Source organism: Clostridium sp. CTA-6 (genome assembly GCF_054768115.1).
On record NZ_BAAAAU010000001.1, the window covers coordinates 190,247 to 209,646 of the forward strand.

Below are 19,400 nucleotides of genomic sequence, written 5' to 3' on the forward strand. Positions count from 1 at the left end.
TTTAGTGATTTTAATTTGAAAAACAATAAAATTTAAAAAAATTAAGAAAAATATATAAAAAATAATTTGTTTAATTATTCTATATGTATGAATAATTAAATGAATAAATAAAAAAAGTAAACGATACAAATATGCATAAATAAATATATATATACTATAAATCATAAAAAAAACTTATATACAGCATAAAACACATAAAAAAATGAATAATTATACATGGCATATACATTTTTAAAAATATAGATTGCATGAATAATATACAGAATATTTTTAAAACCCCGTAAAAACCGTCTAAAATCTAAGAAAAACATATAAAAATTGAAGAAAAATGTAAAAATACAGTTAATTATTCATATTTTTGACTAGAAATATCAATTTGAATTAATTATGCATTGTATGTATAATGAATAACAAATGTTAAATAAATAACTAGTACATGAGTACACAAGAGGAGGAAAAAAATATGAGTTCTTTTATTAATGTAACTTCCGAGATAGGAAAGCTTAATAAAGTTATGCTTCACAGACCAGGAGCAGAAATTGAAAATCTAGTTCCTGAATATCTTGAGAGGTTACTATTTGATGATATACCTTTTTTAAAAGTTGCAAGGGAAGAGCATGATAGATTTGCACAAATTCTAAGAGAAAATGGAACTGAAGTTTTCTACTTAGAAGAACTTACAGCAGAAACTTTAGAAGATGACAAAATAAAGAAAGAGTTTTTAGAAGAGTTTTTAACAGAAAGTAAGATAACATCACAAGTAATAAGAGAAGCTTTAATGGAATATCTTCTTAAAATGCCAACAAGAGAAATGGTTGATACATTAATGGCTGGAGTTAGAAAGGAAGCTATTGAAGTTAAGGAAGCTACTTCATTAATAGAGTTAATGCAAGATAGCTATCCATTCTACCTTGATCCAATGCCAAACCTTTATTTCACAAGAGACCCAGCAGCTTCAATGGGATCTGGAATGACAATTAATACAATGAAAACAGAAGCAAGAAGAAGAGAAACATTATTTTTAACATACATTCATAAATATCACAAAAACTTTGCTAATGGCGAAACTAGCTTATGGTATAATAGAACGCTACCTTATTCAATAGAAGGTGGAGACGAGCTTATCCTTTCAGACAAGGTTGTGGCTATTGGATGCAGTGATAGAACATCAGCTGAAGCCATTGAGATAGTAGCTAAAGGCTTATTTGCTAAAAATGAAAGTTTTGAAAAGGTTCTTGTATTTGATATACCAAACTGTAGAGCATTTATGCATCTTGATACAGTATTTACAATGGTTGATTATGATAAATTTACAATTCATCCACAAATACAAGGTCCACTTAGCGTTTATGAAGTTACTAAGGGTCAAAATGGAACATTAAGATTTAAACATCATACAGATCCATTAGAAAAAATATTAGCTTCAGCTCTTGAAATTCCATCTGTTGAGTTAATTCAATGTGGTGGTGGAGACTTTATAATAGCAGGAAGAGAGCAATGGAATGATGGTTCAAATACACTTGCAATAGCTCCAGGAACTGTTGTAACTTATGAAAGAAACTATGTATCAAATGAACTTTTAACTAAGAGGGGCATTAATGTTCTTACTATGCCAAGTGCAGAGCTTTCAAGAGGAAGAGGCGGCCCAAGATGCATGAGTATGCCTCTTCATAGAGACAATTTAAGATAACCCAATTATTTAGATATGTTAACATAATTTGTATAATTATGTTAACATAATCTATATAATTTTCCATAGCAATCTATATAATTTTGTATAATAATCTATATACATTTAGAAAAGGGGTTTGAAAATGGGAACACAAGATAAAAAATTAGGTCTTGGACTTTTGATTACTCTTGGTATAGGCTCTATGATAGGTGGTGGGATCTTTAATAGTCCCACAGACTTAATAACAAAAGCTAATCCACAAGCAGCTCTAATTGCTTGGATAATAGGTGGATTTGGAATTATATGTTTAGCACTAGTATTCCAATTTCTTGCCAATAAGAAGCCAGATTTAAAAGGTGGAATTTATTCCTATGCACAGGATGGATTTGGAGACTTTATGGGTTTTAACTCAGCTTGGGGATATTGGCTTTCTGCTTGGCTTGGAAATATTGCTTTTATAGTTTTAATGTTTAAAACTATAAACAGTTTATTAGGACCAGGCCGTGAATTAAAGCCAATAGTGTCTTTTGTAGCAGCATCCTTATTATTATGGGCTGTGCATTATATTCAAACAAAGGGAACAAAAAATGCAGGAATCATAAATGCAGTTGTAACTATAGGTAAGTTATTACCATTAACATTAGTTGTTATACTAGGTATATTCATATTTAAGCCAGAATTATTTACGGTTTCAAACTGGAGCACAGTACTTGCAAGTTCTGGAGAAGCAACATCTACATTTAAACAGGTTAATGGTGCTATGGGAACTATAATTTGGTGCTTTATAGGTGTAGAAGCATCTGTAGTTCTTTCAGAAAAAGCAGAATCACAGGCTATAGTTGGAAAAGCGACAGTAATTAGTTTGTTAATTACATTACTTATTTATGTTTCAATATCCTTACTTGCAATGGGGATTATTCCAGCTAAGGAACTTGTAGCATCAGGAACTCCTCTAGCAGAGGTTTTATCCAAAACAGTTTTTGGAGGAGCAGGAGCTATAATAGTTAAATTAGGTCTTATAATATCATTGTTTGGAGCATTAATAAGTTGGGTAATGCTTGCAGCAGAAATACCATATGTAGCAGCTAAAGATGGAGTTATGCCAAAATGGTTTGCTAAAGAGAATACTGCAGGAGTTCCAATAAATTCATTAAGATTTACAAATATTATAACACAAGTATTTTTATGCGCATTACTTTCAGATAAATTACAATCAGCTTATAGTTTAGTATTTGCCATAGCAACTACTTGTATGTTAATTCCTTATACTTTATCAGCATTATATGCTATAAAGGTGTGTAATGAAGAAAAGATAAGTGGAAAAAATAAAATAATAGCAATTTTAGCTTCTGTATATACAATATATGGTATATATGCAGGTGGAATAAAATACTTTGCTCTTGCATTTATAATGTATGCCTCTGGAGCAATAGTTTTCAATAAAGCCAAGAAGGAAAAGAAACAAAAGTATACATCAATGGAGAAGATCGGTACAGCTGTAGTTGTATTTGTAGGAGTAGCTATGATAGTTTTACTAGCAATAGGAAAAATATCACTATAATATTTAGATAAATAGTGTAATATATTTTATATAAAGTAAAATATAAAAATTAAAACTGTTTTTATGCTAAATAGGTTATATGTGACCTATGATTAAAATCACCTCTTTAAGTAAATCCCATTACTAAAATGGTTAAAATTTACTTAAGGGGGTGATTTTTTATTATAAAGAGAAAGATATAAATGAGAAAAGGATAGCCTTGCTGGTTATCCTTTTTTTACATATACATTATGTAATTTGACATAAGTATAAAATGACATAAGCTACCCATAAGCACAAATATATGAAAAATATCATGAAAATTAAGATATTTACTAGCGATTTTAGGTCGTTTTGTACCATAAATTACTGCACCTATAGAATAGGCAATTCCACCACTTATTAACCAAAATAGGCCACCAGAGGAAAGAGTTTTAGATAATGGAAATATTGCAATAACTATAAGCCAGCCCATAATTAAATAAAAACCAGTAGATATCCACCTTGGAGCAGAAAACCAAAAATTTTTAACTAGTATCCCAATAATAGCTAAAGCCCAAATAATAGCTAACATGGTTAATCCAAAGGTTCCTTTTAAGGCCAATAAACAAATAGGAGTATAACTACCTGCAATTAAAACGTAAATCATTGAATGGTCTATTCTCCTTAATATTCTAATGGATTTTTCTGAAGTTGTTACCAAATGATATATAGAGCTAGCACTATATAATAATATTAAACTTGCCCCAAAAATTGCAAAAACTGTAATATGCAAAGGACTATTTTGAAATATTGAGGAATTGACTAATACTATAAGCCCTACTATAGACATGATAGCTCCAAACAAATGAGTTAAACCACTTACTGGATCTCTAAACTTTTTAAACATAAAAACCATCCTCTCTAAAATGTATTGATATAATAATACGTAGTTTTCAAAACTATGTATTATCTTATTGTTATTTTAATACTAAATATAAAATTTTTCAAGATGTTAATTTAAAATATTTTTATTTAATCATTATTTCTTCTAATAATTACTGTCTACTTTGTGAAAGAAATTTGTAGTAAATTAGTATTTTATCTAAGATATTTCATATAAAATCAAAGATTACTTAATGAGGCATATAGTTTTTAATTAAAGATTATATTAATAATTAAAATATAAAAATAGTGAAATAAACTATAGATATAGGTTTTAGTTACTATATATTAGAGTAGAATATATAGATTTGTAGTAGTTAATACTATATAATTGTAATGAGGTGATTTTATGGAATATAATGAAGAAAATTTGGAAATCATTCTTTCAAATATTACAGAATTTAATGATATTAGACTTTCAGATATTCCAGATATAGATTTATATATGGATCAAGTAACAACACTGTTTGATATGAAGCTAAAGTCATTAAAAAGAGATGAAAATGATAAAATTATGACCAAAACTATGGTCAATAATTATGCTAAAGGAAAATTTTTCCCAGCTGTAAAGGGCAAAAAATATAATAAAGAGCAGATAATTTTATTAGAAATAATTTATAATCTAAAACAAAGCTTATCTCTTTTAGATATTGAAACAATACTTACACCAATTATGGAAAGTATACATAAGGAAGATAATAGATTTCCTTCAGTGGAAGACTTATATGGAACTTTTTTAAATATAAAGGAAATTCAGTTAGAAAGCTTTCATGAAGAGTTTAAAAAGTTAAGGGACATAATAAAGGAGAAATCTGAAAAATTAGAGGGAGAAGATGTACAATTAAAAGAGTTAATTTTATTAATATTTACTTTAATTAGTAAAGCTAATATGGAAAAGAGAATGGCGGAGAAATTAATAGATAACTTTTTAAAAGACAATAAATTATTGTTAAAATAGAGATAAATTATAAAGAGACTAAAACATAAGGTCTCTTTATTTTAAGTTATAGATAGGGAGAGAGGGTTATCTATGATAAAAAAGATTCTTATAATAGAAGATGAGTTAGCTATAGCTGATTACCTTTAACTTTTGAACTTGCAGGGCTTTTTTATGTGGATAAATATTATTTAGCCACTAAAGGGCAGTGTAAAATAGAAAAGGTAGAAGAAAAAGTAGCAGATAATCATTATAAGGAAGTAAAAATTTCACTTAAAAGTTCAGAATATGAAGTTAAAGATCATGCAATATCAACCCTTAATGGAGCGGAATATGTAAAGGTGGAAATAAATAATAATAGAAGTGATATTTATAGACTTAATATAATGTCACAAATAGAAAAATACAAATCATATTCTAAAATAGGGAAAATAGATTCATTAAATAGGGATGATAATTTTATATATGAGGATCTACGTTATGGAAATGTGAGAATTAGTGAAAGAGAAAATTCATTAAGCATACCAGGAACGGATAATTTATGTGTTTTAGGGGTAGATGGAGAAGATAATGTTTATGTGGGAAATGTAATAGATGAAAAAGTTGATAAGGTTTTTTATGGAAGTATAAAGGGAAATTTAGCAAGATAAAATTTTAGATAAACAAAAGTCAATGAATAATATTCATTGACTTTTGTTCATTAGTATTATATACTATATTTACATTAGAAAGGAGTCTACATAACATGGTAAGAATTTCAAAAGATCCTGAAGTTCGTAAGCAAGAAATATTAGAGGCAGCAATGAAGTTGTTTTATATGAAAGGCTACGAAGCAACTTCTATGGCAGATATAGCAAAGGAGATAAATGTAGTTCAGGGTTTATGTTACCGTTACTTTAAATCTAAACAAGAACTTTTTGATATTGCCATGGAGCAGTATGCCAAGGAATGTTCAGAAAAATTTTTAACAGTAATTTGTGATGATAAAAAAAATTTAATAGAACGCATGGATGCTATGACTGAACTTATGCAGAGCCAGGAAAATAATAGTAAATATCATGATTTTTATCATAAGGTTGGTAATGAGATGTTACATGAACAACTTATGATAAAAATTGCAAAGAATTTAATTCCTTCTGTAAGTAAAGAGTTAACGAAACTGGCTGAAAAAGGAGAAATTCAAATTAGTAGTGATGATGTGGAGGTTATCACTAATTTTATAATGTACGGACAAATCGGTGTTTTAGGTTGCGAAAATATCACCATGAATGAAAGAATTAAAAAAATTCGCAAATTTATAAATTTAATATTAGATATAGACTGATAAAAATATAATATGAGATTATTTATTATATTACATAGAAATTTAATAAAATGTCCCTAATAAAGTATTGCTGTAATGCAATATTTTGTTAGGGTAAAAAAATACTATATGAATGAATTAAATTCAATGACTTTGATTCATTGTAAGATAATAATTATAGAAAGAAGAGGATTTAAATGAACAAAAAATTAGAGAAGGATTTTACTACAGGTAATACAACAAAAAAATTAATTGGAATTACAATTCCATTGCTTATAGCTTTTATATTTAACATGGCATATAACATAGTTGATAGTGTTTGGATTGGAAATTTACTAGGAGAAAAGGCCATGGCGGCTCTTACCATATCCATGCCACCTATCCTTTTGTTTACTTCTGTTGCAATGGGAGCTACTAATGGAATAGCAATTTTATTATCCAAAAATATTGGAGCTAAGGAAAAGAATAGTATAAATAAAGTGATTTCTACCTCATTTGTAGGTGCAATAATTTTTAGCATAATAGTAACTATTGTTTGTGAATTTGGTACCAATATTATTTTAAATCTTTTAAATACGCCATATAGTATATATTCTATGGCAAAGGATTATTTTGTTATATATATGTTAGGATATGTTTTTGTATTTATGTATTTATATTTTACTGCTATATTGCGTAGTTTTGGTAATACAATTATGCAGATGATTTCTATTATTCTTTGTACTTTACTCAATTTAGTGTTAGATCCTATTTTTATAAATAAATTGGGAATAAGAGGAGCTGCATTTGCAACCTTATTTTCACAAGGAATTATGATGGGGATTATGGTTATATATATTATTAAGAAAAAAATAATTATAATTGATTTTAAATTATTTGATAAAAATATTTTAAAGGAAATAGTAAAAAATGCAGTTCCATCTATTATTCAACAAAGCATTCCTGCAATTAGTACAAGTTTTATAACTTCTTTAGTCAGCGGATTTGGTATATTACCTATAGCTGCTTTTGGTATTTCAGGAAAATTGGAAACAATTTTATTTTATCCAGCTATGGCTCTTAATATGACAATTACCACTTGTACTGGTCAATGTTTCGGTGCTAAAAATACTAAAAAAGCAAAAGAGTATCTTCATAGTGGCATGTTATTAGGCAGTGGATTTTTAATAATATTAACAGTTATAGTAGTAGTTTTTTCAAAAAATTTAGCATCTATATTTGGAGCTGGTGAAAGTGTTGGAAAATTGGTTAAAGTTTATTTTTCAATTATATCAATTGGATATATTTGTAATACTATTACTAACTGCGTACTTGGAACAGTTAATGGCTTTGGAAAACCAAGAGCAGCTATGTATTTAATGATTTTTTACTATATAATTATTCGTATACCACTTTCAAAGTTATTATCTTTAACTGTATTGGGGTTAAATGGAATTTGGATTGCTGTCTTGCTAAGTCATATTTTAGCATCTATAGCAGGAATCTGGTATTTTAGATTATTATTAAAGCAAGAAGTTATAGAAACTCATATGAAATTTGGTATATAATAATGTAGGAGGTGATAGTCATTGAACTTAAGAAAATTAATAGAAATAGTCCTCATTAAGTGTTCAAAGTTGGTAAGAATAGAAGGAAAGAAGCTTTATAAAGGTGGATTAGTATTTGATATAAAAAGCAAGAAAATAGATAATTCTTATAATATATATGGAAAAGTTAAAAATGAAAATAAAAGCAATGATTATTATACTCATATAAGGATAAATATGTCAAAGAGTATATTAGAAAAAACTAAATGTAGCTGTGATGATTTTATTAATAACTCCGTGTATAAGGAAGAATTTTTATGTCCGCATATTATAGCCACTATGTATAAGTTTTATGATTTGGCATCTAAAACTCTTAAGGATAAAACTAATAAAGAAGAAGATAAATCTAAATTTATAGTAGGAAATACTATATTAAATGAAATAACAAAATATAATAATTTAAGAGAAAAACTAAATGTTAGTATAAAGTTAAATCACATAAATAATGATGATTTAGATTATTATGAAGCTCAGTTTAAAATTGGTAAAAGTAATATGTATTTAATAAATTCTTTGGAGGATTTTGTTCAAGGAAGAATCCAAGGAACTAAGGTTTTTATTAATAATGGATTGGTATATGATCCTAAAATTCATTATTTTTCTCCTGAAGATGAAAAAATTATTGAGTTTATAGAAGAATACATATCAATAAATAAAGAAATATTTAAAAACAAGATAAATTTACCCTTTAAAATAATTGATGGTAGAAAGCTAATAATATTAACAAGTGTATTAGAAAGATTTCTAGAGACTATTCAACATAGAACAATTAAATTTAAGTATGAGTATATAGATTATAATACTAAGATTATACATAAAGATTTACCTCTTTCTTTCACTCTGAAAGAAAGGGAAGATAGTTTTATTTTAACTACTAAGAAACAGTTTCCGATTCCACTTACTTTAAAGGGAGAAGTATGTTTTTATGGTAACAATCTATATATTCCTTCTAGAACTCAAAGGAAATTATACAAACCTTTCTATAAACATCTGAAAAAGCAAGGGAAGATATCATTTAGTAAAGATGCTAAAACTTTTCAAGAATTAATAGTAATATTAAACAAAATTTCCCAGGTAATAACTTTTGATGAAGGGGTTAAAAATTTTGTGTCAGCTCTCATAGTACCAAAATTCTATTTTTATAAGGAATCAGAAGAAATTTTTTGTAAAGTTAAATTATATTATGGACAAGAATATTTTGAACTTATTAAGGATGCACAAAATAAAAATTTATCAAATTTTATAAAGATAAATTTACCACCATCCATAGGAAAAGAGCTATATATTAATAATATAAAATGTGAGAATTTTAGGAAAGAAGATTTAGGTGGTAAAGTTATTATTAGAGATCTAGAAAAAGAAGAAAAAATAATTAAGGAATTGGGAAAATTTAGATTTATAAAAGGAGAAAATAGATTTTTATTTATTGGAGATGAAAATGATTTATATAATTTTTTAAGCAAGGGATTAAAAAGATTTAGAAATATAGGAGAAGTAATTTTATCAGACAGTTTGAAAAGTTTAAATTTATATGGTTTAACTTCTATAGAAGTTAATATTACTGAAACTTCTGAGGAATGGTTAAATTTGTCTTATAATATTGGAAATGTTTCTAAAAAAGAGTTTAAAAATATATTTAAGGCTTTTAAGAATAATAAAAATTTTTATAAAACAAAGGATAATAATTTTATTGATTTAGAGGATAATGAAGTTAAAAGTTTTTTTAGTTTATTAGAAGACTTAAGTTTTAATGGAGATATAAATGGAGATTCTTTTAAAATTCATAAAAATAGGGCCTATTATATTGAAAGCAGAGGATCGTCTTTTATTAAAGAAAAAGATTTGCTCCAAAATATTTCAAACAGAATTACAAAGATAAATGACGGCTATTATGAAGTCCCTAAAAATCTTAATGCTACTCTTAGAGAATACCAAATAGCAGGATATAGATGGATGAAAATTTTAAGTAATATGAAATTTGGTGGGATTTTAGCAGATGAAATGGGACTTGGTAAAACCATACAGACTATAAGCTTTCTGTTATCAGAAAAGGGAGCTAAAAGCCTCATAGTTACACCAACTTCTTTAATATATAATTGGCAAGATGAATTTCAAAAATTTGCTAAAACTTTAAAGATTGGAGTTATCCATGGAAGCAAGGAAGAGAGAATGAAAGTTTTAGATGATAGGGAGAAATATGATGTTTTACTAACTACTTATGGAACCTTAAAAAATGATTTTCAGTTATATAAAGATATAATATTTGATTATTGTATAATAGATGAGGGACAGAATATTAAAAATCCACTGGCTCAAAATACTGATAGTGTTAAGAGAATTAATTCTAAAGTGAGATTTGCATTAACAGGAACTCCAATTGAAAATAATCTAATGGAGCTTTGGTCTATATTTGATTTTATTATGCCAGGATATTTATATAGTGAAGAAAGGTTCCAAGAGAAATTTATAGATGAAGTGGAAACAAATATTGATAAACTAAAAACTTTAATTCGTCCATTTATTTTAAGGAGAGAAAAAAAGAATGTATTAAAGGATTTGCCACATAAGATAGAAAAGAAATTTTTAGTGGAAATGACTACTAATCAAGAGCGAATATATAAGGCATATATGAAAAGTATAAAGGAAAAATTAAAAAACAACAAAGAAGATAAAATCACAATATTTTCGTATCTTACAAGACTAAGACAGCTATGCTTAGACCCTTCTCTTATAATTGATGAATATAAAGGGGGAAGTTCTAAACTTAGGATAGCCATGGAATTAGTTCAGGAAGGAGTAGATGAAGGAAAGAAAATTTTATTGTTTTCACAATTTACTTCAGTATTAAAAAATATTTCAAAGCTATTAGAAAAAGAAGGTATAGAATACTTCTATTTAGATGGATCAACTAATGCTAGTGAAAGAATTAAGCTAGTTAATGAATTTAATAAAAATTCAAATGTTAAGGTTTTTTTAATATCATTGAAGGCAGGAGGTACAGGATTAAATTTAACATCAGCAAACTTAGTTATACACTTTGATCCTTGGTGGAATCCAGCAGTAGAAGATCAAGCCACTGATAGAGCACATAGAATAGGGCAGAAAAATTTAGTACAGGTAATAAAGTTAGTATGTAAGGGAACCATTGAAGAAAAAATTATAATGTTACAAGATGATAAAAAGGAACTTATAAATAATGTTATGAATAGTGATTTGAAGAGTGGGAATTTAATAAATACATTATCAAAAGAAGAGATATTAGATTTATTTACTTAATAATTGAAATAGATAATATAGACTTTTAGTAAATCCTTTAATAAAATTTATAGAAATATTAATTTATATTAGTATTGCATATATAAAGCATAAGAACGTTAAGGATATAGGTAGAAAAATAAACCAAGAAAAAAGTGTTTAAGTATATGAATAATAAAAATATATTATAAGGTAAGGTTGGAGGAAAATATGGAGAATAAACTTATAAAGGAAGAATTTTTAAAAAAATATCCTTCTATAGAAGATGACATTATTGAAAATAAAATAGAGTGGAATAATCTAAGAGATATATATTTAGATTTTAATAAATACAAAGATACTTATGAAAGCCAATGTGATTTTATATCCAATATATTGAGGACTCACAATAAAATACATTCTGTTAAATCTAGAGTTAAAAATCCTGAAAGGTTAATAGAAAAAATTATTCGAAAAACCTCTAATAGAAAAGAAAGATATGGGGAAGATTTTCAGTTTACTGTTGAAAACTATAAGGAAGAAATAAATGATTTAATAGGTATTAGAGTTATACATATATTCAAACAGGATTGGGAAGATATACACCAGTTTATTTTAAATACTTGGAAAGTTATAGAAATAACTGCAAATGTAAGGGATGGAGACGATACAAAAAGATTTGAAGAACTGAATATTCAAATTCAATCTAGAAAATCTGGTTATAGATCTGTACATTATCTTATAGAATTTTTTCCTACCAACCAAAGGGTCATAGCAGAAATTCAAGTAAGAACTATATTTGAAGAAGGTTATGGAGAAATTGATCACCAATTAAGATATTGCCATAAAGAAATTCCTGAGGTTTTGGCATTAAATCTTCTTTTATTTAATCGTATTTCAGGAAGTGCAGATGAAATGGCCTCCTTTATAAATTTGCTTAACAAAAATTGGTGTGAAAGAGAAGGAAAATATGAGGAAATAATAGCTTCTAAGGATGAGGAAATAAAAAAATTAAAGGAAAAAATAAATAATAAAAATTGTAAATAGATTCTTCATTTAATACAAATATCTTTATGGTTTAAAAGTTATAAATTAATGAAAAAGTTTTTTATATGTAATATCAATAATTTAAACTCTCGGTAAAATCCCGGGAGTTTTTTATGTAAGTATAATAAATTTGCTATTGGAAAAAAATAAATTGAGGTGATTTTACTATGAAAATAGCATTAAAAGAAGATACAAAACAAATGGATAAATTTTTAAAAGGAGTGCACATGGGAGGAAGTACTTTTAAAGACTATCTTGAAAAAGCTCAGAATGTTGATTTGAAAAATGAGTTAAAAAATATTATAGAATCTTTTAAAAGACATGAAGAAGCTATTACCAATAGAATAGAACAAATGGGAGGAGATGCCCCAGACACTTTAGGATTTCTAGGAACTATAGCAGAATTTTTTGAAAAGATAAAATTAACACCTGTAAATAATGATTTGCAAGTTTGTGATCATGCTATAAAAGCTATGGAAATGGGTATAAAGCAAGGGGAAAAATTTAAGGAAGAAAATAAGGATTTAGACCCTAGTTTGATGAAGGAAGTAAATGCTGTGGTAAATGATTATTACAATCATTTAAATATTCTTAATGAAATAATTAGAAACTACAATAGATAATATAAAAATAAATATATTTTTATTAGTAAAACAATTAATAAAAACTATCCCTAAAAGCCTAGGAATTTGCTAATTTATTTTTCAAATTTCTAGGCTCTAAATATTTAAATAAAGTTATTAAAATTAGTATATTAATTTAGATTTTGTACTTATTACAATAGTGCGGTGTTAGGATTTATATTGCTTTTTAGAATAAAATCCCATATAATTTAAGTGGAATGAAAATGAAAATCATTTAAATTGTATATATAATTATTTATGTTAAGGGGGATAATTTTGAGTAGTGAAAAAGATATTGTAGATACTTATTATGAATATATCGAAAAAGAGTTTAATTGTAAAATTTCAGAAGAATTATTAGGCAAAAAATATGTTATTGGAAAACAGTTTGGTACAGGAAATTTTTCAAGAATGAAAATAGAAAAGGGATTAGAAATTTCAAAGGTTATCGTTGATAAAACAATTATGGATTTTGATAATAGAAGATGTAATGATAATGTTTTTGAATTAGGATATTGCTATAGTGGCTATTCAAAAATAATATCTTTGCCTAACAATAAAGAATATATACTTAAACAAGGAGATATTTTTATATATAAAACACTAAATGATGTAGAATATTTTAAATTTAAATATAATAATTGCAAAACTGTATCTATTAACTTACATTTTAATACTTTTAAAAATGCTGTAAATCCAATATGGGAAGACAAAGTTATAATGGACTGGGAAACTCAAATGAATAATATATTTAAAAAAGATATATTAGTACTTGAAAAAGCTAGTTATGATATAAAAAAAATAGCAGAGGAAATAGATGACATTTCAATTGATAGTATGATGGGCTATATGAAGCTTAAGCTAAAGACAATAGAATTTTTGGCTATTTTTTTTGAAAATAATTCTAATGTGAAATTAATGGAAAATTCAGAAGATGAGAAGAGAGAGTGTATAATTAAGGCTAAGGATATAATAAATAAGAATTTACAAGATCCCCCATCACTTAAAGAACTAGCTAGTGATTTAAATATAAGTTTATATAAATTACAAAAAGCTTTTAAAAATAGTACTGGAAATACAGTTTATGAATATATAAAAAAATCAAGAATTGAAAAGGCAAAATATTTATTAAAAAATACGGATATGTCAATCTTAGAAATTGCAAATGAAATAGGTTATGAAAATCCAAGCAAGTTTTCAAATGCTTTCAAAAGTTATAATAATATTAATCCATTAAAATATAGAAAATTAAATAGATCAGTATAAACTTAGTTTTTAGTTCTTAAAAATGCTCTAAATTTAATAAAAATCTTATAGTCAGATTTTTATTTTTGGAGCATTTTTTGTTTTTTTTGGAGTAGAAGTTGAAAATGATTTTCAATTATAATAAAGATGAAGTTATTTCATAATTGTACTAAATATTGAGAAGAGAAAGGAGAGAAATTATGAAAGAAAAATCAAATTTAAGTTTTCTTTTAGAGGTATCAGGCAAAGAAAAAATTAAATTATATATATCAGCTTTGTTTAGTATAATAAGTTCACTTATGGCTATAGTACCGTATATTCTTATGTATAATATAGTTTTGGAGCTTTTTAATGACACTGTAAACTATGGGAAAATTAAATCCATGGCTATAACTGTAGGTACTATTGTAGTTTTAAGAATGGTTATATTTTTATTATCAGGGGTATTTTCTCATATAGCGGCCTATAGCATACTTTATGAGCTTAGAATGAAGACAATAAACCATATGTCTAAACTTAATATGGGATTTTTTACAGGTAACACTATAGGGAATGTGAAAAAAACAATAAATGAGGATATTGAAAAATTAGAAAACTTCATAGCTCATCAAATTCCAGATTTATCTGCAGCTGTGGTAACACCTATTATAATTATAATTTATCTTTTATATTTGAACTGGAAATTGGCCTTAGCTTTATTTATTCCTATTATTTTAGGATTTGTAAGTCAAATAGGTATGTTTAAAGGTATGGAAAAAATGATGGCCCATTATCATGATTTAGTTCAAAGGCTTAATTCTACTATTATTCAATATATAAACGGAATGAATGTTATGAAAGCTTTTAATCTAACAGCAAAATCATTTAAAAGTTATAAAGACATAACAAAAGAATATGCAGATTATTGGATTGATTTAAGTATGAAAACTGCTCCTCTTTATGCAGTATTCTTAGTACTTATAGATTCAGGACTTTTATTTATGATTCCTATTGGAGGAGTTATGTTTTTAAAGGGAAGTATAAATGCACCTACTTATATATTATTTTTAATTTTAAGTGCAAATTTCCTTAATTCTTTTAAACAATTATTAGAATTTGGATCAACTTTTTCAATGTTATTAGAAGGAGCAGGAAAAGTAAGAAATATTCTTGCAAAAGAGCCTCAAGTAGAAGGATTGAAAAGCTTAAAGAAAGATATTAATGGGAAAATAGAGTTTAATAATGTTACTTTTAAATATGACAAAGAGGAAGTTATAAAAGATTTATCTTTAACTATAGAACCTAAGAGTACAGTTGCTCTTGTAGGGCCTTCAGGCTCAGGAAAAACTACATTGGGTCAATTGATAGGAAGGTTTTGGGACGTTGAAAAAGGTAATATTACTATTGATGATATAAATATAAAAGATATAAAAATGGAAGAACTTATGAACAGGGTATCCTTTGTATTTCAAGATGTATTCATGCTTCAAGATACTATATTAGAAAATATTAAAATGGGTTCTAATAGAAGTATGGATGAAGTTATTGAGGCTAGTAAAAAGGCACAAATTCATAATTTTATAATGAGTTTACCTGATGGGTACGAAACCTCTCTTGGAGAAAATGGAATTAAGCTTAGTGGAGGAGAAAAACAAAGAATTTCTATTGCAAGAGCTATATTAAAGGACAGCCCTATTGTAATTTTAGACGAAGTTACTTCTTATTCAGATATAGAAAATGAAAGCAAAATACAAAAAGCCCTTAGGAATCTTCTGAAAGGGAAAACTGCTATAATCATAGCCCATAGATTATATACAATAAAAAATGCAGATAAAATTGTAGTTTTAGAGGAAGGAAAAATTATAGAACAAGGAACTCACAATTATCTTATGAATAAAAAGGGATTATATAGACATCTTTGGGATATGTATGATTATGAACTAACAGAAACAGCAGAAGTAGCAGGAGGTATGTAGTATGATAGGGGATATAAAGGTATTATTAGGTGAGCATAGTAAAAAGCTTAGAAAGCCTATAATTTTATTAACTATAGATAGTTTATTTAATATGTTTTTTTATTCAATATTATATTTTGTGTTGTTAGATTTAATTAATTCCCAATTAAGTTTTTCTAAAATTAAAAATTATACTATATTCATGGTAATAGCGTTTATATTTAGAACTATAGTTAATGCAATAGGATACACAGGAATACAAGCTAAAGGTGCAAGAGGCATTGAAAGTATGCGTATATCCTTAGGAGATCATATTAAAAATATAAATTTAGGGTTTTTCAATAAAAATAGTATAGGAAATTTGTCCAATATAATGACAAATGATTTGCAAGATTTTGAAAAAATTATAACTCATAATACTAGTGATTTGATAAAAACTATAGTTCTTAGTATTTATTTACTCATAATAACATTTTTTATTGATGTTAAATTAGCTATAATTCAACTTGCATTTGTATTTGTAGCTATGCCTATTATTTTAACAGGAGGAAAAAAAGTTGCTAGAATAGGTAAGGAAAAGAAAGTAATTATGAATGAAGTAATATCAAGAATGGTTGAATACCTAAGTGGTATACAGGTGTTTAAAGCTCATAATTTAGCAGGTAAGAAATTTGAAAGATTAGAAAAATCCTTTAGAGATTTAAAGAGAGAAAGTATAAGAACAGAAATATCTATTGTACCTTTTGTACTTATATTTCAGATAATAGTTGATATAAGTTTCCCTATATTATTACTTATAGCTACAACTAAATTTGGATATGGGAATATTGACAAGAAAGCTTTTTTAACATTTATTATAATAAATATAGCCCTTACAAATATACTAAGAGCTTTTGGTGCTCAATATGGACAGTTTAGGTATTTAAAACTTGCCTCACAAAAATTAATAGATACTTATAATAAACCAGAAATGAGTTACAATTATGAAGAAGTAGACTTTAAAAATTATGATATTGAGTTTGAAAATGTAAGTTTTGAATATGAAGAAGGAGAAAATACTATAGATAATTTAAGCTTTAAAGCAAAGGAAGGAACTATGACGGCTTTAGTTGGACCTTCTGGTTCAGGCAAAACTACAGTTACAAGTCTTATAGCTAGATTTTGGGATATAAATAATGGATCAATAAAAATTGGTAGGCAAGATATAAAATATATAAAGCCAGATTCATTATTAAAACACATAAGCATGGTATTTCAAGATGTATATCTTTTAAATGATACCATATATAATAATATAAAATTAGGAAATGAAAAGGCTACTAAAGAGGATGTTATAAAGGCAGCTAAAATTGCAAATTGTCATGAATTTATAGAAAAATTAGAAGATAAATATGATACTATAGTAGGAGAAGGCGGATCAACCTTATCAGGAGGAGAAAAGCAAAGAATATCTATAGCTAGAGCAATACTCAAAGATGCACCTATAGTATTACTTGACGAAGCTACAGCTTCCCTTGATGCTGATAATGAGTTAGAAATTAGAAAGGCCATAAAGAAACTTACTTTAAATAAAACTGTTATAGTTATAGCTCATAGATTAAATACTATAAAAGATGCAGACCAAATTATAGTTTTAAATGAAGGGCATATAGAAGAAAAGGGGAGTCATAGGGAACTTATAAATAATAAAAAGAGATATTACAATATGTATAATGAAATGGAAAGAGCTAAAAATTGGGCAATATAAAGTTAAAGATATAGATAATTATATACAATTTTAAATAATAAAAGAGGGCTGTTTCAAAATAAGATGAGCTTTAATTTTAATATAGTAAATATAAAAAATACATGTAATAAAAGCTTTAATAGTTCTAAATTTGACGGAATTAAAAATTTTTGTAATTCCTCACAGGACGTGAGGAGTCAGTAGTGAAGGCATGGATGACGCCTCTACTGAGTAAAAAATTTTTAATGGAGTCAAATTTAGAACTACTTAGCAAAATGAATTGCTTTATGAATGAATTATTTATATTTACGAACTTAAAATTAAAGCTATTTTGAGACAGCTCCTTTATTATTTAAATTAATTTTTAAATAAATAAACTATTTACTCCTTGAGAAATTTATAATTAGTTGGTAAGCTATAAATGATTACTTTTAGTTAAATATATTTATATATAATAAATTCAATAAAGACTAAATAAAACATTATTCATAGATGAAAATAAGAAAAAAAGGATTCTGTGTGATTATATACAAGATATATTAAAAGGAGATTAATAAAAATGAAGGTTACCATAAAAGATGTGGCTAAAGAAGCAAAGGTTTCACCCTCTACAGTCTCAAGAGTATTGTCAAATAGTCCTAGAATAAGTGATGAAACAAAGGAAAAGGTATATAAAGTTATAGAAAAACTTAAATATAAACCTAATGCAATAGCTAGAGGATTAGTTAATAACAAAACTAGAATATTAGGGGTTGTACTCCCAGAGGAAGCAGAAAATTTGCTATCTAATCCTTTCTTTATACAAGCTATGAAAGGCATAAGCTCCTATGCTGAAAAAAGAGAATATTATATAACCTATGCTTTTAGTAATAATAAAGAAAGTGAGAAAAAACATATAAAGGATTTAACAAGTAGTGGACTAATAGAAGGTATGCTTCTTTTAAGACCAAAAGAAAATGATGAAAATATAAAATACTTAAAAGACATAAATTTTCCTTTTGTTATTATGGGACGATTAAAATATACCGAAGGAGTTCTTTGGGTTGATAATGATAATTTTAAGGCTATGTATAATATAGTTAATAAATTAATAGATAAAGGTCATACAAATATAGCCTTGATAGGAGCTAAAAAGGAATTAAACGTATGTAAGGATAGAGAAAAAGGATATAAAGTAGCACTAGAGATGAATGGAATTAATTTTAGTAAAAATTTAGTTAGTTATGGAGAAGATTTTAAAGAAGAAGAAGGATATATGCAAATGAAGAAAATATTAGAAAAAATAAAGCCAACAGCAGTAGTGGCAATGGATGATTTGCTAGGAATAGGTGCTATGAAGGCATTAAAAGAAAAAGATTTAAATGACCTTTCTATAGTTGGCTTTAATAATATACCCTTAGATAAATTTCAAAAACCTGAGTTAGCTTCTGTGGATATAAATGGAGTGGAGCTTGGGTATTATGCCACAAAGTTGTTAATAGACAAGATAGAAGAAGTGGAAGATATTAGAGATCACTATATTATAGAAACAACTTTTGTAGAGAGAGAATCTTTTAAATAGGTTAATATTTTTAAAAGGAATATGAAGAATAAATAGTTTAATCTATAATGCATATTTGTACAAACGTT

Annotated in this window: 14 protein-coding genes; 13 read left to right on the forward strand and 1 reads right to left on the reverse strand. The window is 26.4% G+C overall.

The genetic code is table 11. From position 1 onward, the window contains the following. Positions 1-463 precede the first annotated feature (463 nt). Both arcA and ACYUDJ_RS00880 read left to right on the forward strand, forming a co-directional pair. Positions 464-1,690 carry an arginine deiminase gene (gene arcA / locus ACYUDJ_RS00875; protein ID WP_033059271.1) on the forward strand — a complete coding sequence of 409 codons (1,227 nt, stop codon included), beginning with the start codon at positions 464-466 and terminating at the stop codon, positions 1,688-1,690. Between the two features lie 124 nt (positions 1,691-1,814). Continuing rightward, positions 1,815-3,233, forward strand: a complete 1,419-nt coding sequence (locus ACYUDJ_RS00880; RefSeq protein ID WP_043031876.1) for a basic amino acid/polyamine antiporter — start codon at positions 1,815-1,817, stop codon at positions 3,231-3,233. 217 nt (positions 3,234-3,450) lie between these two features. On the opposite strand, the gene trhA is transcribed toward ACYUDJ_RS00880, so the two are convergent. Then, a complete protein-coding gene (gene trhA, locus ACYUDJ_RS00885; protein WP_043031877.1) occupies positions 3,451-4,101 on the reverse strand; it encodes a PAQR family membrane homeostasis protein TrhA in 651 nt (216 codons plus the stop codon). A 384-nt stretch (positions 4,102-4,485) separates the two neighbouring features. Here trhA and ACYUDJ_RS00890 point away from each other — a divergent pair, with 384 nt between their 5' ends. The 11 genes from ACYUDJ_RS00890 (at position 4,486) to ACYUDJ_RS00940 (ending at position 19,332) form a co-directional block, all read left to right on the forward strand. Further along, the gene (locus ACYUDJ_RS00890; RefSeq protein ID WP_043031878.1) at positions 4,486-5,094 is read left to right on the forward strand and encodes a DUF1836 domain-containing protein; all 609 of its coding nucleotides are present in this window, start codon (positions 4,486-4,488) and stop codon (positions 5,092-5,094) included. A 155-nt stretch (positions 5,095-5,249) separates the two neighbouring features. Continuing rightward, complete coding sequence (locus tag ACYUDJ_RS00895; RefSeq protein WP_043031879.1) at positions 5,250-5,723, forward strand: hypothetical protein; 474 nt, start codon at positions 5,250-5,252, stop codon at positions 5,721-5,723. Positions 5,724-5,818: 95 nt separating this feature from the next. After that, positions 5,819-6,397 carry a TetR/AcrR family transcriptional regulator gene (locus ACYUDJ_RS00900; protein WP_043031880.1) on the forward strand — a complete coding sequence of 193 codons (579 nt, stop codon included), beginning with the start codon at positions 5,819-5,821 and terminating at the stop codon, positions 6,395-6,397. Between the two features lie 176 nt (positions 6,398-6,573). After that, entirely contained in the window at positions 6,574-7,923 is a 1,350-nt protein-coding gene (locus ACYUDJ_RS00905; protein ID WP_043031881.1) for an MATE family efflux transporter, read from the forward strand. Between the two features lie 21 nt (positions 7,924-7,944). Beyond that, positions 7,945-11,238, forward strand: a complete 3,294-nt coding sequence (locus ACYUDJ_RS00910) for a DEAD/DEAH box helicase (protein ID WP_042385105.1) — start codon at positions 7,945-7,947, stop codon at positions 11,236-11,238. 189 nt (positions 11,239-11,427) lie between these two features. Next, the gene (locus ACYUDJ_RS00915) at positions 11,428-12,243 is read left to right on the forward strand and encodes a RelA/SpoT domain-containing protein (protein ID WP_003486288.1); all 816 of its coding nucleotides are present in this window, start codon (positions 11,428-11,430) and stop codon (positions 12,241-12,243) included. 167 nt (positions 12,244-12,410) lie between these two features. Further along, positions 12,411-12,866, forward strand: a complete 456-nt coding sequence (locus ACYUDJ_RS00920; protein WP_003486286.1) for a DUF2383 domain-containing protein — start codon at positions 12,411-12,413, stop codon at positions 12,864-12,866. A gap of 258 nt (positions 12,867-13,124) precedes the next feature. Next, complete coding sequence (locus tag ACYUDJ_RS00925; protein ID WP_003486284.1) at positions 13,125-14,132, forward strand: helix-turn-helix domain-containing protein; 1,008 nt, start codon at positions 13,125-13,127, stop codon at positions 14,130-14,132. A gap of 179 nt (positions 14,133-14,311) precedes the next feature. Beyond that, positions 14,312-16,066: an ABC transporter ATP-binding protein gene (locus tag ACYUDJ_RS00930; RefSeq protein WP_003486282.1), complete on the forward strand. Its 1,755-nt coding sequence runs from the start codon at positions 14,312-14,314 to the stop codon at positions 16,064-16,066. Between the two features lies 1 nt (position 16,067). Then, positions 16,068-17,792, forward strand: coding sequence for an ABC transporter ATP-binding protein (locus ACYUDJ_RS00935; protein WP_003486280.1), 1,725 nt, complete (start codon positions 16,068-16,070; stop codon positions 17,790-17,792). Between the two features lie 517 nt (positions 17,793-18,309). Continuing rightward, positions 18,310-19,332, forward strand: a complete 1,023-nt coding sequence (locus ACYUDJ_RS00940; protein ID WP_343285868.1) for a LacI family DNA-binding transcriptional regulator — start codon at positions 18,310-18,312, stop codon at positions 19,330-19,332. Positions 19,333-19,400 lie beyond the last annotated feature (68 nt).

Coding starts and splice junctions, on each gene's coding strand:
- arcA (WP_033059271.1), top strand. CDS start 464: ATGAGTTCTTTTATTAATGTAACTTCCGAGATAGGAAAGCTTAATAAA.
- ACYUDJ_RS00880 (WP_043031876.1), top strand. CDS start 1,815: ATGGGAACACAAGATAAAAAATTAGGTCTTGGACTTTTGATTACTCTT.
- trhA (WP_043031877.1), bottom strand. CDS start 4,101: ATGTTTAAAAAGTTTAGAGATCCAGTAAGTGGTTTAACTCATTTGTTT.
- ACYUDJ_RS00890 (WP_043031878.1), top strand. CDS start 4,486: ATGGAATATAATGAAGAAAATTTGGAAATCATTCTTTCAAATATTACA.
- ACYUDJ_RS00900 (WP_043031880.1), top strand. CDS start 5,819: ATGGTAAGAATTTCAAAAGATCCTGAAGTTCGTAAGCAAGAAATATTA.
- ACYUDJ_RS00905 (WP_043031881.1), top strand. CDS start 6,574: ATGAACAAAAAATTAGAGAAGGATTTTACTACAGGTAATACAACAAAA.
- ACYUDJ_RS00915 (WP_003486288.1), top strand. CDS start 11,428: ATGGAGAATAAACTTATAAAGGAAGAATTTTTAAAAAAATATCCTTCT.
- ACYUDJ_RS00920 (WP_003486286.1), top strand. CDS start 12,411: ATGAAAATAGCATTAAAAGAAGATACAAAACAAATGGATAAATTTTTA.
- ACYUDJ_RS00925 (WP_003486284.1), top strand. CDS start 13,125: ATGTTAAGGGGGATAATTTTGAGTAGTGAAAAAGATATTGTAGATACT.
- ACYUDJ_RS00930 (WP_003486282.1), top strand. CDS start 14,312: ATGAAAGAAAAATCAAATTTAAGTTTTCTTTTAGAGGTATCAGGCAAA.
- ACYUDJ_RS00935 (WP_003486280.1), top strand. CDS start 16,068: ATGATAGGGGATATAAAGGTATTATTAGGTGAGCATAGTAAAAAGCTT.